General features: G+C 67.0%; 15 protein-coding genes. 6 read left to right on the forward strand and 9 right to left on the reverse strand.

Features of this window, described 5'->3' with window-relative positions; all coding sequences use genetic code 11:
- Positions 1-2 precede the first annotated feature (2 nt).
- Both AC5QAB_RS04405 and AC5QAB_RS04410 read right to left on the reverse strand, forming a co-directional pair.
- Positions 3-1,070: a LacI family DNA-binding transcriptional regulator gene (locus AC5QAB_RS04405; RefSeq protein ID WP_005411045.1), complete on the reverse strand. Its 1,068-nt coding sequence runs from the start codon at positions 1,068-1,070 to the stop codon at positions 3-5.
- A gap of 39 nt (positions 1,071-1,109) precedes the next feature.
- Entirely contained in the window at positions 1,110-2,402 is a 1,293-nt protein-coding gene (locus AC5QAB_RS04410) for a sugar MFS transporter (protein ID WP_032957346.1), read from the reverse strand.
- Positions 2,403-2,778: 376 nt separating this feature from the next.
- Here AC5QAB_RS04410 and AC5QAB_RS04415 point away from each other — a divergent pair, with 376 nt between their 5' ends.
- The 3 genes from AC5QAB_RS04415 (at position 2,779) to AC5QAB_RS04425 (ending at position 9,074) form a co-directional block, all read left to right on the forward strand.
- Positions 2,779-3,798, forward strand: coding sequence for a glucokinase family protein (locus tag AC5QAB_RS04415; RefSeq protein WP_049439954.1), 1,020 nt, complete (start codon positions 2,779-2,781; stop codon positions 3,796-3,798).
- A 143-nt stretch (positions 3,799-3,941) separates the two neighbouring features.
- Complete coding sequence (locus AC5QAB_RS04420) at positions 3,942-6,605, forward strand: TonB-dependent receptor (protein ID WP_495233181.1); 2,664 nt, start codon at positions 3,942-3,944, stop codon at positions 6,603-6,605.
- A gap of 111 nt (positions 6,606-6,716) precedes the next feature.
- Entirely contained in the window at positions 6,717-9,074 is a 2,358-nt protein-coding gene (locus AC5QAB_RS04425; RefSeq protein WP_495233182.1) for a beta-N-acetylhexosaminidase, read from the forward strand.
- 144 nt (positions 9,075-9,218) lie between these two features.
- On the opposite strand, the gene AC5QAB_RS04430 is transcribed toward AC5QAB_RS04425, so the two are convergent.
- Entirely contained in the window at positions 9,219-9,611 is a 393-nt protein-coding gene (locus tag AC5QAB_RS04430) for a VanZ family protein (RefSeq protein WP_495202270.1), read from the reverse strand.
- On the reverse strand, positions 9,608-10,792 hold the full coding sequence (locus AC5QAB_RS04435) for a class I SAM-dependent methyltransferase (protein WP_014648426.1): 1,185 nt from the start codon (positions 10,790-10,792) through the stop codon (positions 9,608-9,610). The genes AC5QAB_RS04430 and AC5QAB_RS04435 overlap by 4 nt, the downstream gene beginning before the upstream one ends.
- Positions 10,793-10,851: 59 nt before the next feature.
- Between AC5QAB_RS04435 and AC5QAB_RS04440 the strand changes: the two genes are divergently transcribed.
- Positions 10,852-11,589 carry a pteridine reductase gene (locus AC5QAB_RS04440; RefSeq protein WP_019660663.1) on the forward strand — a complete coding sequence of 246 codons (738 nt, stop codon included), beginning with the start codon at positions 10,852-10,854 and terminating at the stop codon, positions 11,587-11,589.
- 65 nt (positions 11,590-11,654) lie between these two features.
- On the opposite strand, the gene folK is transcribed toward AC5QAB_RS04440, so the two are convergent.
- Positions 11,655-12,140, reverse strand: a complete 486-nt coding sequence (folK, locus tag AC5QAB_RS04445; RefSeq protein WP_014648428.1) for a 2-amino-4-hydroxy-6-hydroxymethyldihydropteridine diphosphokinase — start codon at positions 12,138-12,140, stop codon at positions 11,655-11,657.
- Positions 12,141-12,229: 89 nt separating this feature from the next.
- Between folK and AC5QAB_RS04450 the strand changes: the two genes are divergently transcribed.
- On the forward strand, positions 12,230-12,973 hold the full coding sequence (locus AC5QAB_RS04450) for a proteasome-type protease (RefSeq protein ID WP_032960219.1): 744 nt from the start codon (positions 12,230-12,232) through the stop codon (positions 12,971-12,973).
- Positions 12,974-13,048: 75 nt separating this feature from the next.
- On the opposite strand, the gene AC5QAB_RS04455 is transcribed toward AC5QAB_RS04450, so the two are convergent.
- From AC5QAB_RS04455 to AC5QAB_RS04470, 4 genes are all read right to left on the reverse strand, one after another.
- The gene (locus tag AC5QAB_RS04455) at positions 13,049-14,560 is read right to left on the reverse strand and encodes an ATP-binding response regulator (RefSeq protein WP_046432552.1); all 1,512 of its coding nucleotides are present in this window, start codon (positions 14,558-14,560) and stop codon (positions 13,049-13,051) included.
- A gap of 4 nt (positions 14,561-14,564) precedes the next feature.
- Positions 14,565-15,005, reverse strand: a complete 441-nt coding sequence (locus tag AC5QAB_RS04460) for a response regulator (RefSeq protein ID WP_005411057.1) — start codon at positions 15,003-15,005, stop codon at positions 14,565-14,567.
- Positions 15,002-16,819 (reverse strand): sensor histidine kinase, encoded by a 1,818-nt coding sequence (locus AC5QAB_RS04465; protein ID WP_046432554.1) that lies wholly within the window; start codon positions 16,817-16,819, stop codon positions 15,002-15,004. Before AC5QAB_RS04465 ends, AC5QAB_RS04460 begins: the two co-directional genes overlap by 4 nt.
- Positions 16,820-17,011: 192 nt before the next feature.
- On the reverse strand, positions 17,012-17,395 hold the full coding sequence (locus AC5QAB_RS04470; protein WP_014648433.1) for a BON domain-containing protein: 384 nt from the start codon (positions 17,393-17,395) through the stop codon (positions 17,012-17,014).
- A gap of 170 nt (positions 17,396-17,565) precedes the next feature.
- Here AC5QAB_RS04470 and AC5QAB_RS04475 point away from each other — a divergent pair, with 170 nt between their 5' ends.
- On the forward strand, positions 17,566-18,609 hold the full coding sequence (locus AC5QAB_RS04475) for an oxidoreductase (RefSeq protein ID WP_414614227.1): 1,044 nt from the start codon (positions 17,566-17,568) through the stop codon (positions 18,607-18,609).
- Positions 18,610-18,729 lie beyond the last annotated feature (120 nt).

Below are 18,729 nucleotides of genomic sequence, written 5' to 3' on the forward strand. Positions count from 1 at the left end.
GCTCAGGCAGGATCGGAAGGAAGGGGGCGTGCGCCGGCCGGGCGCATCGGCGCGGTCGAACCGCGCACCACCAGCTGCGGCACGAAGCCCTGGTTGTGCAGCGGTGCCGGCGCATCGTCGTAGGCGTCGCTGCGCAGCTGCGCGATCAGCAGGCGCGCGGCATGGCGGGCGATGTCTTCGGTGGCCTGCTTGGCGGTGGTCAGCGGCGGCCACGACTGGCGCGAGAACGGGCTGTCCTCGAAACCGGCAATGGACAGGTCGTAGGGCACGTTCATGCCGGCCGACTTGGCGGCGGCCAGCACGCCGGCAGCGATTTCGTCGTTGGAACCGAAGATGGCGGTTGGCGGTTCGCGCAGCGCCAGCAGGCGGCGCGCGCCACGGAAACCGTCGTCGAAGGTGTAGTCGCCCTGCACCACCAGGTGCTTGTCCACGGTCATGCCGTAGTCCTTCAACGCGGCCTCATAACCGGCATAGCGTTCGCCCGAGGAGCGGTGCGAGCTGCCGCCCCAGAGGAAGCCGATGCGCTGGTGCCCCAGCTGGATCAGGTGTTCGGTGATCTCGTAGGCGGCCTCGCGGTCGTCGACGAACACGCAGGCACCGTCGGCCGGATCTTCGGTGGCCGCAATGATGCGCACCAGCTTGATGCCACGCGCGGTCAGCGCCTGGATCAGGTCGCGGCGCTCGGACATCGGTGCGGTCAGCACCAGCCCGGCCAGGCGCGAACGCTGCACCCAGTCAGCCAGTTCATCGGCCAGCAGCGGCGAACTGGAATCGCAGGGATGGATCTGCAGGCCGAACCCGGTCTCGCGGCAGGCGGCGAGCACGCCGTTCTGCACGCCGATGATGTGGTACGGGTTCGGGTTGTCGTAGACCAGCCCGATCACGAAGGTGGTGCCGCTGCGCAGGTTGCGCGCGGACGGATCGGGCTCGTAGTCCAGCTCGGCGATGGCACGCAGCACCCGCGCGCGGGTGGCCTGCATCACCGAGGGCTCGTTGTTGATCACCCGCGAGACCGTCTTCAGCGAGACCTTGGCCTTCTCCGCAACGTCCTTGATGGTCGCTCTGCGCATCGGTTTTCCCTGGGGTTGGCTGCCGTCCATCATCGCCGATCAGACCTTGTCCTGCGGCAGGCCGGCGCGGTGGCCGACCACCGAATAGAACAGGATGTACAGGTAGCACGGCACCATCAGCAGCACGAACACCAGCTGGAAGTCGATGTGCTGCTTGAGCACGGCGAACAGCTGCGGAATGATCGCGCCGCCGGCGATGCCCATCACCAGCAGGGCCGAGCCGGTCTCGGTGAAGCGGCCCAGGCCGCGGATCGCCAGCGGGAAGATGGCCGGCCACATCATGGCGTTGGCAAAGCCCAGCAGCGCCACGAAGCCCACCGAGACGTAGCCGTGCGTAGCCCAGGCGCCCAGGCAGAACACCACGCCCATCACTGCCGAAATGGTCAGGTAGCGCGACTGCGAGACCAGGCCGGGGATCGCCAGCAGGCCGACCACGTAGCCGGCCAACATCGCACCCAGCGTCAGCGAGGTGAACATCTTGGTCTGGTCCAGCGGCAAGCCGAAACCGTGGCCGTAGGTGCCGATCGCATCACCAGCCATGACCTCCACGCCTACGTACACGAACAGGCACAGCACGCCCAGCCACAGATGCGGGAACTGGAAGATGCTGCGGCGCTCGGCGGTTCCTGGTGCACCTGACGGCGTTGCATTGGCTTCGGAGGACTTGATCTCCGGCAGAGGCGAGAACAGCACGGCCACCGCCAGCACCACCAGCAGCGCGGCCATCGCCAGGTACGGCGCATGGATCTTGGCGGCGAATTCGTTGAGCAGCGCGACCTTGGTGACCGCGTCGGCGGCCTGCACCTGCTTGTCCAGGTCGCCGATGCCATGCAGCACCAGGGTGCCGATCAGCACCGGCGCCAGCATGCCGGCGATCTTGTTGCAGATGCCCATCAGCGCGATGCGGCGTGCCGCAGTTTCAATCGGCCCAAGGATCGAGATGTACGGGTTGATGGCCGTCTGCAGCAGGGCCAGGCCGCTGCCGATCACGAACAGGCCGCCCAGTGCGCCGGGGTACCAGCGCTGGGTGGCGAATTCGCCGAACAGGGCGGCACCACCGGCCATCACCAGCAGGCTCAGGCTCAGGCCCTTCTTCATGCCGGTGCGGCGCAGGATCCACGACGCCGGCAGGGCCAGGAAGAAGTAGGACAGGTAGAACACCATCAGAACCAGGAAGGCGCCGACCTCGCTGAGTTCGAAGGCCAGCTTGACGAAGGTGATCAACGGGCCGTTGAGCCAGGTGAAGAAGCCGATCAGGAAGAACAACACGCCGACGATGGCGATGGAGGTGGCCACGTTCGGGCGCGCGCTTGCAGCGGGGACGGCGGACATCAGGAGGGCTCCTGCGGCGACGGCCGCAGAACGCGGCGTCGGAGAGTGGCTGGGAACAACGTTGTCACATTCTTTCGATGGACAGCTGCGGTTTGTCAACTTCCGTCCGACGCCCCCTGCGCCTCATGTTGCACTGCGCAAGGCGGTCGCCGTGCATCTCGCTGAATGCGCTGCGCGGCTTGAGCCCCATGGCACAACGGTTCCCGCGTGAATCCCGCATTCACGCCATGTAAACGTTTACCACGTGGCGCATTCGTTGCGGCGCAGCAACGAAAGTGTCACGAACTCGTTGACATCGTTGTCAGCGCGGTTACAGACTCCGGCCCAATCGCCGCTCCCGATCCCGGGGCCGGCCCCACCTGCAGCAGGAGCCCGCGTGACCGCCAGCCACCCCGCCCCGGCCCATGTCCTGTCCCGCGTCGCGCCCTCGTTCCTGGCCGCCGACGTCGGTGGCACCCATGTGCGCGTGGCCCGGGTCCAGGCCAGCGGCGATGCCGCCCATCCGGTGCAGGTGCTGGAATACCGCAAGTACCGCAACGCCGACCACGCCGGTCTCAGCGCGATCCTGTCCGACTTCCTGGGCGAAGGCCCACGCCCCACGCACTGCGTGGTTGCCAGCGCCGGCTACGCCCGCGAGGACGGCACGGTGATCACCGCCAACCTGCCGTGGCCACTGTCGGCGCGCCAGGTGGAGGCCGATGTCGGCCTGCAGCGGGTCTACATCGTCAACGACTTCGAAGCGGTGGCCTATGCCGCTGCGCAGGTGGACGCCAGCGGCGTGCTGCACCTGTGCGGGCCGGACACCGGCACGCGTGGCCCGACCCTGGTGGTCGGCCCCGGCACCGGCCTCGGCGCCGCGCTGTGGATCCCCACTGCGCATGGTCCGGTGGTCCTGCCGACCGAAGCCGGCCAGCCGACCCTGGCGGCCAGCACCGAACTGGAAATGGCCATCGTCCGCCACATGCAGCGCGACCGCGCCCACGTGTCGATCGAACATGCGATCTCCGGCCCCGGCCTGATGAACCTGTACCGCGCGGTGTGCGCGCTGCAGGGGCAGGCACCGACGCTGGCCAGCCCCGATGCGGTCACCGCCGCCGCCATGGCCGATACCGATGCGCACGCGCGCCAGGCGCTGGATGTGTTCTGCGGCCTGCTCGGCAGCACCATCGGCGACATGGCCCTGTTCTATGGTGCCCACGGTGGCGTCTACCTGGCCGGCGGCATCCTGCCGCAGATCCGCGAATACCTGCACGCCAGCACCTTCGTCGAACGCTACCTGCAGAAGGGGCCGATGGGCGAAGCGCTGGCACGCATCCCGGTGAAGGTTGTCGAGCACGGCCAGCTGGGCGTGGTCGGCGCTGCCAGCTGGTACCTGCAGCAGCAGTCGGCCGCCTGACACCGCAACAGGCTTCAACGCAATCGCAGCACGCAGTACGTGGCACGCCAACGCACGGGACTTCGCCGCCGCCCCGCGCATGTCATCGCAACCGTTATCGAACACCGCCGCCGGCATCCAATCGAGTGATGAGGAGAGACATCATGAATACCCGCAAGACCCTGCTTTCGGCCGCCATCGTCAGCTGCATCGCCTTCAGTGCGCACGCGCAGCAGGCTGCCCCGACCGCCACCGACCTGGACACCGTGACCGTTACCGGCATCCGTGGCTCGATGGAAAAATCGCTGGACACCAAGCGCGAAGCCAATGCGCGCGTGGAAGTGGTCACCGCCGAGGACGTGGGCAAGCTGCCGGCGCACAACGTCGCCGACACCCTGCAGCGCCTGCCGGGCGTCAACATCAGCTCGTCCAGCGCCGATGAAGGCGGTTTCGACGAAGCCGACCGTGTCAGCCTGCGCGGCACCAGCCCGAGCCTGACCCAGACCCTGATCAACGGCCACACCGTCGGTTCGGCCGACTGGTTCGTGCTCAGCCAGGGCAACAACGTTGGCCGCAGCGTCAGCTACTCGCTGCTGCCGTCCGAACTGGTCAGCTCGGTGGAAGTGAACAAGTCCTCGCAGGCCAAGCTGCAGGACGGCGGCACCACCGGTACCGTCAACATCATCACCCGCAAGCCACTGGAATTCTCCAAGCCGTTCACCGCGGAAGGCTCGATCGGCCTGGTGCGCTCGGACCAGGCCAAGTCGAACGACCCGCAATATTCGGCGCTGTTCAACTACAAGAACGACGAAGGCACCTTCGGCGTGATGGTGCAGGGCTTCAGCCAGAAGCGCGAACTGCGCCGTGAAGCGCAGGAAATCCCGGGTGGCTTCTTCAAGATCGGCGCAAACGATCCGGTCGCCAAGACCAATCCGGACCTGATCGGCGTCAACGTTCCGGGCCTGCTGGGTTCGACCCTTTTCGAACAGACCCGCGAGCGCAAGGGCGGCCTGGTCTCGCTGCAGTTCAAGCCGAGCGACAGCCTCACCCTCGGCCTCAATGGTTTCAGCTCCGAGCTGAAGGCGAACAACTACAACCGCAACTTCATGATGTTCGGCAACAGCTTCGCCAAGTCGCAGGCGCCGGATCCGGGCTATGTGGTCAAGGACGGCGTGCTGACCAACGCCAACTACAAGGGCGTGCCCGGCACCGACTATGCGGTGTACGACATGATCTACCGCGAGTCGAAGGCCAAGTCGAGCTATGTCACCTTCGATGCCGACTGGCAGATCAGCGACAGCCTGACCGCCAAGTTCCAGGCCGGCAGCACCAAGGGTACCGGCGAGACGCCGCGCCAGTACATCGCCGAGGTCACCCTGGCCAACGGCGGCGGCGCCAGCTGGGCTACCCACGGCAATGGCTCGCCGATCGACTGGAACGTCGGCGGCGACATCTCGCCCAACGGCGTGACCAGCTTCGGCACCTGGGGCAACCAGCAGGTCACCGCTGAAGACAAGGAGAAGTGGGCCACGCTCGACTTCAACCAGTACTTCAACGATGGCGGCGTGCTGAGCTCGATCGACTTCGGCCTGCGTTTCGCCGACCACAAGCGCGAAGCGCTGTCGCCGGAAGGTGCAACCCCGGGTGACATCTGGAGGGCGCTGAAGAACGGTGCGACGGCCAACTATCCCAGCGGCTTTGCCGGTGACATCGGCGGCACCTTCCCGCGCAACCTCTGGTACTTCACCCCGGGCGCGCTGAAGGACGCGGTGACCAACAACTCCACCTGGCTGGCCGGCAATGATGGCCCGACCGGTCGCCACAACTATGGCGCCGAGTGGAAGGTGAAGGAAAAGAACTTCGCCGGCTACGTGCAGGCCAACTTCCGCGGCGACTGGTGGAGCGGCAACGTCGGCCTGCGCTACGTCAACATCAAGCAGGACATCGACACCTACAACGCCGTCAGCAAGGCCGCCGATGCCGATGTCAGCAGCCTGTTCGGCATGTGGGAGCGCCTGGCCTTCCAGAACAAGCGCAACCGCGTATTGCCCAGCGCCAACATCAAGTTCGACCTGGACGACTCGCTGGTGCTGCGCGTCGCCGCCTCGCAGACCCAGACCCTGCCGGACTACTCGGCACTGGGTGCCTCCTCGTACGGTTCGGACCTGAACCGCACCGGCGGCGGTGGCAATCCGAACCTCAAGCCGACCCTGTCGACCAACCTGGACGCCAACCTGGAGTGGTACTTCATGCCGCGCGGCCTGCTGTCGGTGGGCGCGTACCACATGAACCTGAAGGACTACATCGCCTTCGACGTGGTCTCGCGCCAGCTGTACAGCGAACTGACCAACCAGCTTGAGACCTACCAGATCTCCACCCCGATCAATGCGGACGGCAAGGTCACCGGCGTGGAAGTGGCCTACGAACAGCCGATCGGCGAGTACTTCGGCGTCAATGCCAATTACACCTACGCCAACGGCACCACCTCGCACACCTGGTCGGACGGCTCGCACAACCTGCTGGGCACCTCGAAGAACACCTACAACGTGGGTGCCTACTTCGAGAACGAGCGCTTTGGCGCCCGCGTCAGCTATACCCGCCGTTCCTCGTTCCTGATCAGCCTGTCGGGCACCAATCCGTACTACCAGGATGACTTCGGCACGCTGTCGGCGTCGCTGAGCTACAAGGCCACCGACTGGCTGAGCATCACCCTGGATGGCCTGAACCTCAACAACCCGACCTACAAGTACTACCAGACTGCGGCCATCCCGACCTCGTTCTACAGCAACGGTCGCCAGTACTACCTCAACTTCCGCTTCAAGTACTGATCCAGCGGCGGCAACATCGCCGAGTCGTGCACGCACGCCGGGCCTGGGTCATTCCGGGCCCGGCGTTTTTCATGTATAGCGTTCATCGCACCGTTCCAAGGAGTCGTACCGATGGTCAAGCCTTCCCGCGCCCGGATGCGCAGCGCAGTGCTGCTGGGCAGCCTGCTCGCCCTGTTGCCGGCACTGCCGGCACTTGCCGCCGCCCCCATGCCGGCCGCTGAGGCACCCGGCCCGCAGCTGCGTGCCGGCAGCCTGATGCTGATTCCCGCCCCCAGCAATGTGCAGCCTGGCCAGGGCAGCGGCATCACCGTGCGCGCCGATACCGTGCTGCAGGCCGAAGGCGAGGCCGCACAGCGCGTCGCCAGCCAGTTCGCCGACCTGCTGGCGCGCAGTGGCGGCCCGCGCCTGGGGCTGGCCAAGGGCAAGGCGGCGGCCAGGACCGGTGGCATCCGCTTCCAGATCGTGCCCACCTTCCGCGACAGCGGCGAGGGCTACACGCTGGAAAGCACCGCACAGGGCGTAGTGGTACAGGCCGGTAACGAAACCGGCCTGTTCTATGGCGCAACCACCCTCGCCCAGCTCGCCACCGGCGGCAGCAACGGCGTGCTGCCAGCGGTGCAGATCCAGGACGCGCCACGCTTCAGCTGGCGCGGTTTCATGCTCGACTCGGCGCGGCATTTCCAGAGCCTGGACGAGATCAAGCGCGTGCTCGACGCAATGGCCGCGCACAAGCTCAACACCTTCCATTGGCACCTGACCGATGACCAGGGTTGGCGCATGGAGATCAAGCGCTATCCGAAGCTGACCGGAGTGGGCAGCTGCCGCCTGCCGGCCGGCGACGGTGGCATCGATCCGGTCACTGGCAAGGAGCATCCGTATTGCGGCTTCTACACGCAGGACCAGATCCGCGAAGTGATTGCCTATGCCGCGAAGCTGCATATCCAGGTGATTCCGGAAATCGATGTGCCGGGGCACGCGACCGCAGCGATTGCCGCATACCCGGAACTGGGTTCGATCAATACCCCGCTGAAGCCGATCAGCGAATGGGGCGTGTTCCCGAACCTGTTCAACGTGGAAGACAGCACTGTCACCTTCCTCGAGAACGTACTGGAGGAAGTGATCGAACTGTTCCCGTCCAAGTACGTGCACGTCGGCGGCGACGAGGCGGTCAAGGACCAGTGGGAAGCCTCCAGGCAGGTCCAGCAGCGCATGCGTGCGCTGGGCATCAAGGATGAAATGGCCATGCAGAGCCACATCATCAAGCGCCTGGAGACCTTCCTGGAGGAGCACGACCGGCGCCTGATCGGCTGGGATGAAATCCTTGAAGGCGGGCTGCCGCCGCAGGCCACGGTGATGTCCTGGCAGGGCACCGAAGGTGGCCTGGCCGCGGCCAGTGCTGGCCATGACGTGGTCATGTCGCCGGTGGGCTACCTCTATCTGGATTACCTGCAGACGGCCTCGCCGAACGAACCGCCGGGCCGCCCGGCCCAGGTCAACCTCGCCAAGCTGTACAACTTCGAGCCCGTGCCGGCCGAGCTGGCCGCTGACAAGCGCGGGCACATCCTCGGCCTGCAGGCCAACATGTTCACCGAACACACGCGCACCTATGCGCGCCTGCAGCACAACCTGTTCCCACGCCTGGCCGCGGTGGCCGAGACCGGCTGGAGCACGCCGGAGCATCGCGACTTCCGCGATTTCCTCGCGCGCCTGCCCGCGCAGCTGCAACGCTACCGCGCCTGGGGCCTGGCCTACGCGCAGACCCCGTTCGAAGTGGGCGTGGACTACACCGACAACCGCGCCGCCAACACGGTGACCGTGTCGCTGGCCAACCCGCTGGGCTATGAGGTGCGCTACAGCACCGATGGCCAGCCGGTGACGGCGCAGTCGCCGCTGTACCAGCAGCCGCTGACCAGTACGCTGCCGACCACGGTGCAGGCCGCCGCGTTCTACCAGGGCCAGATGCTGGCGGCGAAGCCGACGGTCGCGGACTTCAGTGCGCAATCGCTGCTCAGCCGCCGCAGTGACGAACTGCTCAGCTGCGTAGGCAAGAAGGGGCTGGTGCTGCGCCTGGAAGACGATGGCCCGCGCGAGGGAAACCGCGCAGTGTTCAACGTGGACATCTTCCAGCCATGCTGGCGCTGGCCACAGGCACCGCTGGACGGCATCGGCAGCGTGGAAGTCCGCGCGGGGCGTATTCCGTACTACTTCCAGCTGGCCCACGACGAGCCCAAGCGTCGCTTCGAGAAGGCCAAGCGTGCGCATGGCGAGATGCTGGTGCGTCGCGGCGACTGCAGCGGCAAGGTGCTGGCCGAAGTGCCGCTGCCGGCCACGCCGGATGCCGATGGCTTCGTGACGCTGCGTGCGACGCTGCCGAAGGGCTCCCAGGGCACCGGTGACCTGTGCATCAACTTCACCGGCGACACGCGCCCGGCGATGTGGGTGCTGGATGAGGTCACGCTGGGGAAGTAACGGCAGGCCTATCCTGGTGGGTGCCGACCTTGGTCGGCACCTCGGGCACTTCATCCACGCATGGCGTGGATCTACTGTAGAGCCGAGCCCATGCTCGGCTGCCTTTGGGAGGAAGCCGAGCATGGGCTCGGCTCTACAGGAACCTTACCCGCGCCAGCGCAGCAGCAGATCGCGCAGCGGGGTCAGTGCCGTAGCCAGGCCGGCCAGCACGCCGATCGTGTTGGCCAGCGCGTCCATCGGATCGGCCATGCGGTCATCGGTCAATGCGCCCTGCGCGAACTCGATGCCGATCCCCATCAGCACCAGGCCCACGCCCACCCACAGCAGCGGACGTCCGCGCCGGAACAGCTGTACCGCGCTGCCAGCCAGGATGAAATAGGCGAGGAAGTGCTCACCCTTGTCGCCGTTTTCCGGCAACGGAATCGGTGGCGGTGGGATCAGGCAGACCACGATCACCAGCAGCACCGCGCTGAACCACAGTGCGGTCCACAGCCGCGGCCGCCGCAGTGGTTTGATCAGCGGCAGCGCATCGTTCACAGGCGCCAGCTCAGGTCACCCAGCTCGAAGGCGGGCTCGAAGTCGACGCCGCGCTGCAGGCCGATCGCCTGGAAGCGCTCCCCCATCTCGGTCGGCAGGGTCAGCTTCTTCACCTGGTCGCGCAGCTGGATACGACCGACTTCATCGGTGCGCTCCTCGGCCAGCGACAGCACCTGGTCCAGGCCGTTGCCGAGCAGGAAGCTGGCCTGGCTGCAGTAGCCCGCCAGCTCGAAACCGCCGTGCATGCCGGCCTCGGCCATCGCGGTGAAATCCACCGACGCGGTGATGTCCTGCAGGCCCGGCCAGCGGTGCACGTCGTTGTGCACGTGGTGGCGGTAGAACGCGCGTACGGTGCCCTCATCGCGGTCGTGCTGGTAGAACTCGCCGCGGTTGTAACCGTAGTCGATGAACAGCATCGCGCCGCGCTGCAGGCCGCCCGCCACCGCCTGCAACCAGTACGGCAGCTGCGGCAGCACCTCGGAACGGTAGCCCTCGGCGAAGGGGCGCTCCAGGTAGCGCTCGATGTGGCGCACCGCACCGTTGAGCAGGATGTCGGCCGGCTGCGCACCACGGATGAAGTTGCCTTCGGCGTCCAGTTCCACGGTTTCCTCGTAGACCTCGCCATCCCGGATCAGGAAGCGCGGCGTCGGCAGCGCGTCGATCACTTCGTTGGCAAACACCACGCCCTCCCAGTCCTCTTCGAACGGGCGATCGACCCAGTCCACGCGTGCGGCCAGCTCGGCCGGCAGGTTCTGCTGCAGGCGCTGTTGCTGGCGCTCGCGCAGGTCGGCGCTGGGTTCGAGGATGGCGTAGCGCGACGGCAGCGCGTCCAGCTCGGCCAGGCGCAGCAGCACCGCTTCGGCGAAGGCGCCGGTACCACCGCCCAGTTCCAGCATCCGCGCCTGCGTACCCAGCTGGGCGAACACCGGCGCCAGCGCGTTGGCCACGCTCCCGGCGAACAGGCTGCCGAGCTCGGGCGCGGTGGTGAAGTCGCCACTGCCGCCGAATTTGCTGGCGCCGGCGCTGTAATAGCCCCAGCCGGGGGTGTACAGGCACAGCTCCATGAAGCGGGAGAACGGCATTGCCCCGCCCTGCGCAAGGATTTCGGCGCGCAGGGCAGCGGCCAGCTGGTCACTGTGGGCCAGGGCATCGGCTTCGGGCAGGGGGAAGGTGGGCTGCATGGCGTCTTCGAATGCGGTGACAATGGTGCACAGGATAGCCGAGCCTTGGAGGACCCTCGATGAGCGATACCCACCCCGTGGTCCTGATCACCGGCAGCGCGCGCCGGATCGGTGCGGCCATCGCCCGCCAGTTCCACGCCTGTGGCTGGTCGGTGGTGCTGCATGCCAATACCTCCAGCGCCGAGCTGCAGCAGGCCGCGTTCGATTTCGACAACGTGCGCCCCGGCAGCGTGCTGGCCCTGCAGGCCGACCTGCGTGACGCCGACGCCCTGCCCGACCTGGTCGAACAGGCCGTCACCCACTTCGGCCGCCTGGACGCGCTGGTCAACAACGCCTCCAATTTCTTCCCCACCCCGCTCGGCCAGGTCACCGCCGAGGCGATGGACGCGCTGTATGCGGTCAATGCACGCGCGCCGCTGCTGCTGTCACAGGCGGCAGCGCCCTACCTGCGCCGCCAGCAGGGCTGCATCGTCAACCTCACCGACCTGCACGGCACCGACCCGATGCGTGACCACATCGCCTACACCATGGCCAAGGCCGCGCTGGAGATGGCAACGCGCGCGCTGGCGCTGGAGCTGGCGCCGAAGGTGCGGGTCAACGCAGTAGCGCCGGGTGCGATCCTGTGGCCGGAACAGGGCAAGGATGATTTCGCCCGCGAGGCGCTGCTGGCACGCACGCCTTTGGCGCGGATCGGCACCGTCGAGGAGATCGCCGAGGCGGTGTACTGGCTGGTGGCCGAGGCCAGCTTCGTCACCGGCCACACCCTGCGCGTGGATGGCGGGCGTACGGTCAGCTGAAAGGTTGCCGGGGTCCACAACGGGGTCAGATCCCTTTTCCCGGCGGGAAAAGGGATCTGACCCCGTCACTCCAGATCCACCACCTCGAACGCCTCGCCAAACTGCGGGTGCGCGCGCCACAGCGTGGCCAGGTCCTGCCCGCTGACCGGGTCGATGAAGCCCGGCGCGATGTCGGCCAGCGGCTTCAGCACGAACGCGTGCTTCAGCTCCGGCCGCGGGATGCGCAGGTGCCCCGGGCCTTCCAGCACCAGGTCGCCATAGAACACCACGTCGATGTCCAGGGTCCGGTCGGAGAAGCGCGGCCCGCTGCGGTCGCGACCGTGCGCGTCTTCCAGCGCGTGCAGCCAGTCGTCCAGCTCCTGCAGCGGCAGATCGGTCTCGATCGCCACCGCATTGTTGAGGAAGGCCGGGCCATCGAAGCCGACCGCGGCGGTACGGTAGGCCGGCGATACCTGCAGCGCGCCGAAGCGCTCGCGCAGGGCCGCCACCGCGGCGTGGAGGTAGCGGCGGGGCTGGACATTGCTGCCCAGGCTCAGGAGCACGGTCGTCATGCGGTTCAGGTGGCAGCAATGGGGGCGTGGACATGCCGTCGTCACGGCGGCCTGCCTACAATCCGGGATGCACATGATAGGGCACCGACATGACCTATTGCGTTGGAATCGAGGTGGACGAGGGCCTGGTCTTCGCTGCCGACACCCGGACCAATGCCTCGCTGGACGATGTGCGCGTGCACCGCAAGCTGCACGTGTTCGAGTATCCCGGCCAGGCAGCCTACGTGCTGATGGCGGCTGGCAACCTGGCCACCACCCAGCTGCTGGTGTCGCGCCTGGGGCGCGATGCCGACGAACGGCGCGCGCCCAACCTGCGCGACATGACCCACCTGTTCGAAGCCGCCGAGTACGTCGGCCAGCTGCTGGTGGACAGCCAGGTGCACAGCAACCACAGCGAACATGGCCACGATGGGGTCAATACCCAGGCCACGCTGATCTTCGGCGGGCAGATCGCCGGCGAGCGCCCCGGGCTGTACATGATCTATCCGCTCGGCAACGCCATCGCCGCCTCGCCGGAGACGCCCTACCTGCAGATCGGTGAATCCAAGTACGGCAAGCCGATCCTCGACCGCATCCTCAGCCCGGCCACGCGCCTGGAGGATGCCGCACGCACGGCGATCGTCTCGTTGGACTCCACCATCCGTTCCAACCTGTCGGTGGGCCTGCCGATCGACCTGGCGCTGCTGCGCGACGGCGAACTGCGCATCGGCCAGCAGCTGCGGCTGGGTGCGGATTCCACGCTGTATGCGGACATCCACCAGAACTGGTCGCGGCGGCTGGAACAGGCAGTGGACGCCCTGCCACGCTTCCCCTGGGAACCTGCCGAACGGTAGTGCCGGCCGCTGGCCGGCAACCGCGTTGATCCCACCACACAGGGATGCCGGCCAGCGGCCGGCACTACCGCGACATCAGCCCAGCGCTTCGGACACCGCGCGGAACACCTGCTGCATCTGCAGCGGCTTGCGCAGCACGTGCACCTGCACGCCAGCGGGAAATGCATCGGCCGCCACCTCCACCGCTGCGTCTTCCAGCACCAGCGCCGGGCCGCGATAGCCCAGCGTGGCCATCTCGCCCAGCAGCTGGCTGGCCGGCAACAACTTCGAGCCGGCGTCGGCAATCACCAGCGCCGGCATTGCCTCCTGCTGCATCCAGCGCAGCGCCGCCGGGCCATCGGAGGCCAGCTGCAGCTGATATCCCTGGCTTGACAGCGCATTGCCGAGCAACGACAGGCGCGTGGCCTCGCCATCGACCACCAGGATCGACTGGCCACTGCCCAGGGCCACCAGCTGCTCGATCGGCTCACTGCCGTCGCTGGCTTCGTGCATCGGCAAGTGCAGTTCGAAGCAGGTGCCCTGCCCCGGCTGGCTGCTGACATGGATGCTGCCGCCGGCACCTTCGACGATGCGCTTGCAGGAAATCAGGCCCAGGCCGGTGCCGTCGGCCTTGGTGGTGAAGAACGGATTGAACAGGTGCGACAGCGTGTCTGCATCCATGCCGATGCCTTCATCGGCCACGCAGATCCGCATCCAGTCCACGCCATCGCGCTGGCCGGCATGGCTGGCGGTCAGGCTCAGGCGACCGCCGTTGGGCATCGCCTGGATCGCGTTGAGCGCCAGGTTCAACATCACCTGCTGCAGCTCGGTGTAGTTGGCATCGACCACCAGGCCTTCGTCCTGCACCTGCAGTTCCAGGCGCACGGCATCGGGCACGTTGCTGCGCAACAGCAGTGCAACCGCATCGAACAGGCCATCGATCTCGATGCGCTCGCTCGGCTTGCGCGAACCGCGCACGAACGACAGCATCGATTCGGCCATCTCATGACCACGGCGACCGCACTCGGCGATGACATCGGCCAGGTGGTGCAGCTGCGGATCCTCGGTGCGCGCCTTCAGCAGGTCCGGCATGATCAGCAATGGCTGCAGGATGTTGCGCAGGTCATGGCTGAGGCCGGCAGCAAGCAGCGACAGGCTTTCCAGGCGCTGCGCGCGCATCAGCTCGGTTTCCACCCGTGCACGCTCCACCGCGCTGCGTGCATCGCGGATCGCACGCGCCACCGCCGACGGCAGGCGCGCCGGCAGATGCTTGATGATGTAGTCATTGGCGCCCTTCTGCAGCGCCGCCACCGCGTTCTCCTCACCCATCGTGCCGGAGACGAAGATGAAGGGCACGTCCGGCGAGGTCTCGCGCACGATGCGCAGCGCGTCATCACCGGAGAACCCCGGCATGCTCAGGTCGGACAGCACGATGTCCGGCTGGAACGCAGCCAGTGCCTGGCGCAGTTCCGCCTCGCTCTCGACACGCTCGAAGCGGGCGTCCAGGCCCGCGTCGAGCATCTGTTCGGACATCAGCTCGGCATCCTCTGGTGAGTCTTCCACCAGCAGGATGCGCAGCGCCCCCAGGGCGGGACCGGTCAGGGGCATGGGCTCACTCGAGTTCCGGTGCCTGGTTGATCAACGCCCAGAACTTGCCCAGGGTCTGCACCGCGCCGAAGAACTGGTCCACGTCCACCGGCTTGACCACGTAGGCGTTCACGCCCATGTCCCAGCTGCGGGCCAGATCGCTTTCCTCGCGCGAGGACGACAGGATCACCACCGGCAGGCGCTTGAGTTCTTCATGCTCGCGGATCTGCCGAAGCACTTCCAGGCCATCCATGCGCGGCATCTTGATGTCCAGCAGCAGCACCGCCGGCAGGCCTTCCTCGCGATTGGCGAAGGCGCCGCGGCGCAGCAGGTAGTCCATCACTTCCACGCCGTCTTCGACGTGCACGATGGGATTGGCCAGACGCGCCTCTTCCAGGGCATCGATCGCCATTTCGGCATCCGCCGGGCTGTCTTCGGCGAGAAGAATGGTGCGCAGAGTGGTCATGCAGAAGGCCCTTGTTTGTCCGCGTCGATCGCGGGAGGCAGGTAGAAGTGGAAGGTGGCGCCGACGTCCGGTTCGGCCTCGGCCCAGATACGGCCGCCATGGCGGGTCAGCACGCGGCGCACGCTGGCCAGGCCGATGCCGGTACCCGGGTAGTCGCTGGCCTTGTGCAGGCGCTGGAATACACCAAACAGCTTGCCGGCGTAGGCCATGTCAAAGCCTGCACCATTGTCGCTGACCGTGAACTGATGGCCGCCATCGGGCTGCGGCTGGTAGTCCACGCGGATCTTCGCCGGCTCGCGGTTGCCCGAGTACTTCACCGCGTTGCCGAGCAGGTTCAGCCAGACCTGGCGGATCATGTTCTCGTCGCCCACCACGATCGGCAGCGGCGCGATGCTCCACTCCACGTGGTGCGCATGGCCGCTGTTCTCGGCCTCGGCCTGCAGGTTGGCATCGAGCATGGCGCGGGTATCGGCCACCAGCGACTGCATGTCCACCGCCTGCTGGCGCATCGCCGCGCGGCCCAGCCGCGAATAGACCAGCAGGTCGTCGATCAGCGCCGCCATGCGCCGGGCCGAACTGGAGATCACCTCCAGGTAATGCCTGCTCTTGTCATCGGCGGCGTCGCCGAGGTGGCGCGACAGCTTGTCGGAGAATCCGGCCACGTGGCGAAGCGGCGCACGCAGGTCATGCGAAACCGAGTAGCTGAAGGCTTCCAGCTCGCGGTTGACCTCGGACACCTGCGCGACCTTGCCCTCCAGCTGGCGGTTCAGCTCTTCCACGCGCAGCTGCACTGCGCGCTGCATGGTGACGTCGCTGATGGTCAGCAGCACCACTTCGTCATCGGTGTCGGGCAGCGGCATGCGCCGTGCGTTGAGCAGCATGTAGCGCACCATGCCATCGGCGGTACGCTGCTCATGCTCGAAGTCCCAGAGTTCGCGGCCACGCGACAGCACATCGGCCAGGCGCTGGCGCACCACCGGATCCCGCCAGGCGCCGTCGCCGATGTTTTCCAGCAGCAGGCCATCGGCGCGCTCGTCCTGCAGGTCATACAGTTCGGCGAACGCCGGGTTGTGCAGCTGCACGCGCAGGTCGCGGTCGAGCAGCACGATCGGTTCGCGCACGGTCTGCAGCACCGACGCCGCGCGTGCGGCCGAGCGCAGCGATTGCCGTTCCGCATGCAGGCGGCGGCCGATCTGCCGCTGCAGCAGCCACAGCACCAGGCCGAGCAGGGCCAGCTGGATCGCCAGCGAACTCCACGACACCAGTTCGGTCTGCTTGCGCTGGCGCGCGGCCTGCTGGGCGCGCAGTGCCAGCAGATTCTGCTCGCTGGCCTGCAGCTCCTCCACCAGGCCACGGATCGGATAACGCGTGCTCAGGTCCTGCACCAGCTCACGCTGGTCGGAGTTCGGTTCGGACCGGGCCAGCTCGCGGGCAAGCGCCATGCGGCCTTCGAGCATCGATTCGATCCGACCAATGCGGATCAGCTGATCGGGATTGTCACGCGTCATCCGGCCCAGTTCGGCCAGGCGCCCGGGGATCTCGTTGGCCTTGGCCATCCGCTCGCGCAGGCCGGGCGCATCCACGCCCTTGGACAGGGTCAGCGCGGCGGATTCGACGTCGCGCACATCGGCCTGCAGCTGTTGCAGCGCCACACCAACGGACTGGGTGTGGTTGACCCAGGCCATCGCCTCTTCGCTGTCCTGCTGCAGTTTGCGCAGGGTCAACCACGGCACCACGATGATCGCGGCAGCCGCCAGCGCCAGGGCCGGCAACCGCCAGCGGTCCCAGATGTCGTCACTGAAAACCAGCGCCATAGTTCCTCGTCAGCACGGCCGCGGAGCGGGACCCGGGACGAGCCCGGCTGCGGCGGAACCGGCAATATAGCGCAGGCAATCACAACTCTGGAGTCCAAAGCGCGGCAGGCTGAACGGGCCCCCGCAGCCGGCCCCATACGCGAGTGGGCGCCCCCCTCGGGGCGCCCACCCTGTTCAACGGTCGGTGGATGCTCAGCGCTTGGCAGCGGCGCTGACCTTAAGCGCGGCGGCATCGACGCGGGTCACGCCCTTGATGCCCTTGGCGGTGTTGACCGCCTTGTCCTTCTCCGCCTGCGTAGCGACGGCACCGCTCAGGCTGACCACGCCGTTCACGGTTTCCACCTTGATCTCGGTGCCCGGAACGTTGCTGCTGGCCAGCAGGTCGGCCTTCACCTTGGTGGTGATCCAGGTATCGGTCACCGGCTCATTGGAGTCGTGACGATCGGCATGGGTCGTCGGATGGGTGCTGGTCGGCGGGCTCTTCGCGGCCGGGTCCTTGGCGAATGCGGCCGAGGAGGACAGCGCCAGGCCCAGGGTCAGGGCGGAAGCAATCAGCGTGCGGGTGGTATTGCTCATCGTGTCGTACTCCTTCGGAATGTGCTGCCAGTCTGGACAACCCACCGTAGAGCAGGCGTGGCGTTGCGGTCATGCCGCCGTGAATCGAAACGTTTCCAATGGCAACCGTTCAGTTTTGGACTGCCAGCACCCTTCGTTTACCCTGCCCTTCCCACTGCCGGAGCCCTGCCATGCGCCCCGACCTGCAACTGGCCCTGATCGGCTACGGCCTCGCCGGCCGCGTCTTCCATGCACCGCTGATCCAGCACACCCCCGGGCTGGCGCTGCACAGCATCGTCAGTTCACAACGCGACACCCTGCTGCGTGCGTTCAGCGATGTGCACGTGCGTGCCACGCCGCAGCAGGTATTCGATGATCCGGCCGTGGATGCCGTAGTGATCGCCACGCCGAACGAACAGCACGCGCCACTGGCCATCGCGGCGCTAGCGGCAGGCAAGCATGTGCTGGTCGACAAGCCGTTCGCGCTGGATGTGGCCGAAGCGGAAACGGTGCTGGCTGCGGCACGCGATGCCGGGCGCATCGCCACCGTGTTCCAGAACCGGCGTTTCGATGCCGACTTCCTCACCCTGCAGTCGCTGCTGGCCGAAGGCAGCTTGGGCGACGTGGCCGAGTGCCACGCGCACTTCGACCGTTACCGTCCGCAGGTGCGCGACCGCTGGCGCGAACAGGACGGGCCCGGCAGTGGCCTGTGGTACGACCTCGGTCCGCACCTGCTGGACCAGATGCTGGTGCTGTTCGGCTGGCCCGAGGCAATCGATGCCGACCTGGCCGTGCAGCGCGAAGGTGGCGGCGGCATCGATTACTTCCACGCGATACTGCACTACCCACGGCATCGGGCGATCGTCCATGCCGGTTCCCTGGTGGCAGCGCAGACGCCGCACTTCAGTGTGCATGGCAGCGCCGCCAGCTGGATCAAGCACGGCGTGGACGTGCAGGAGGCGCAGCTGCGCCGCGGCGTGGCGCCGGGCGCACCAGGCTGGGGCATCGATCCGCAGCATGGCGAGCTGGTGCGCTGCGATACCGAAGACAACGTGCAACGCAGCACCGTCGACAACCTGCCCGGCGACTATCGCCGGTTGTATGCGCAGTTCGCGGCGGCGATGCACGGCGAGGGCGAAGCCACGGTCAGCCCGGTGCAGGCGCTGCAGCTGATGCGGTTGCTGCAGGCCGGCATGGACAGCGCGCGCGAAGGGCGGCGGATCGCGTTGGGGTGATCGGCAGGGCTTCGCCCTGCACCCGCACAAGCGGTAGTGCCGGCCGCTGGCCGGCAACCTCAACAGCAACTGCAAAAAACGGCTACCCGTGAGATGGCGGCCCCCCCCGCCTTCGACAGT

The organism is Stenotrophomonas sp. YJH_SMC_127, assembly GCF_059372445.1.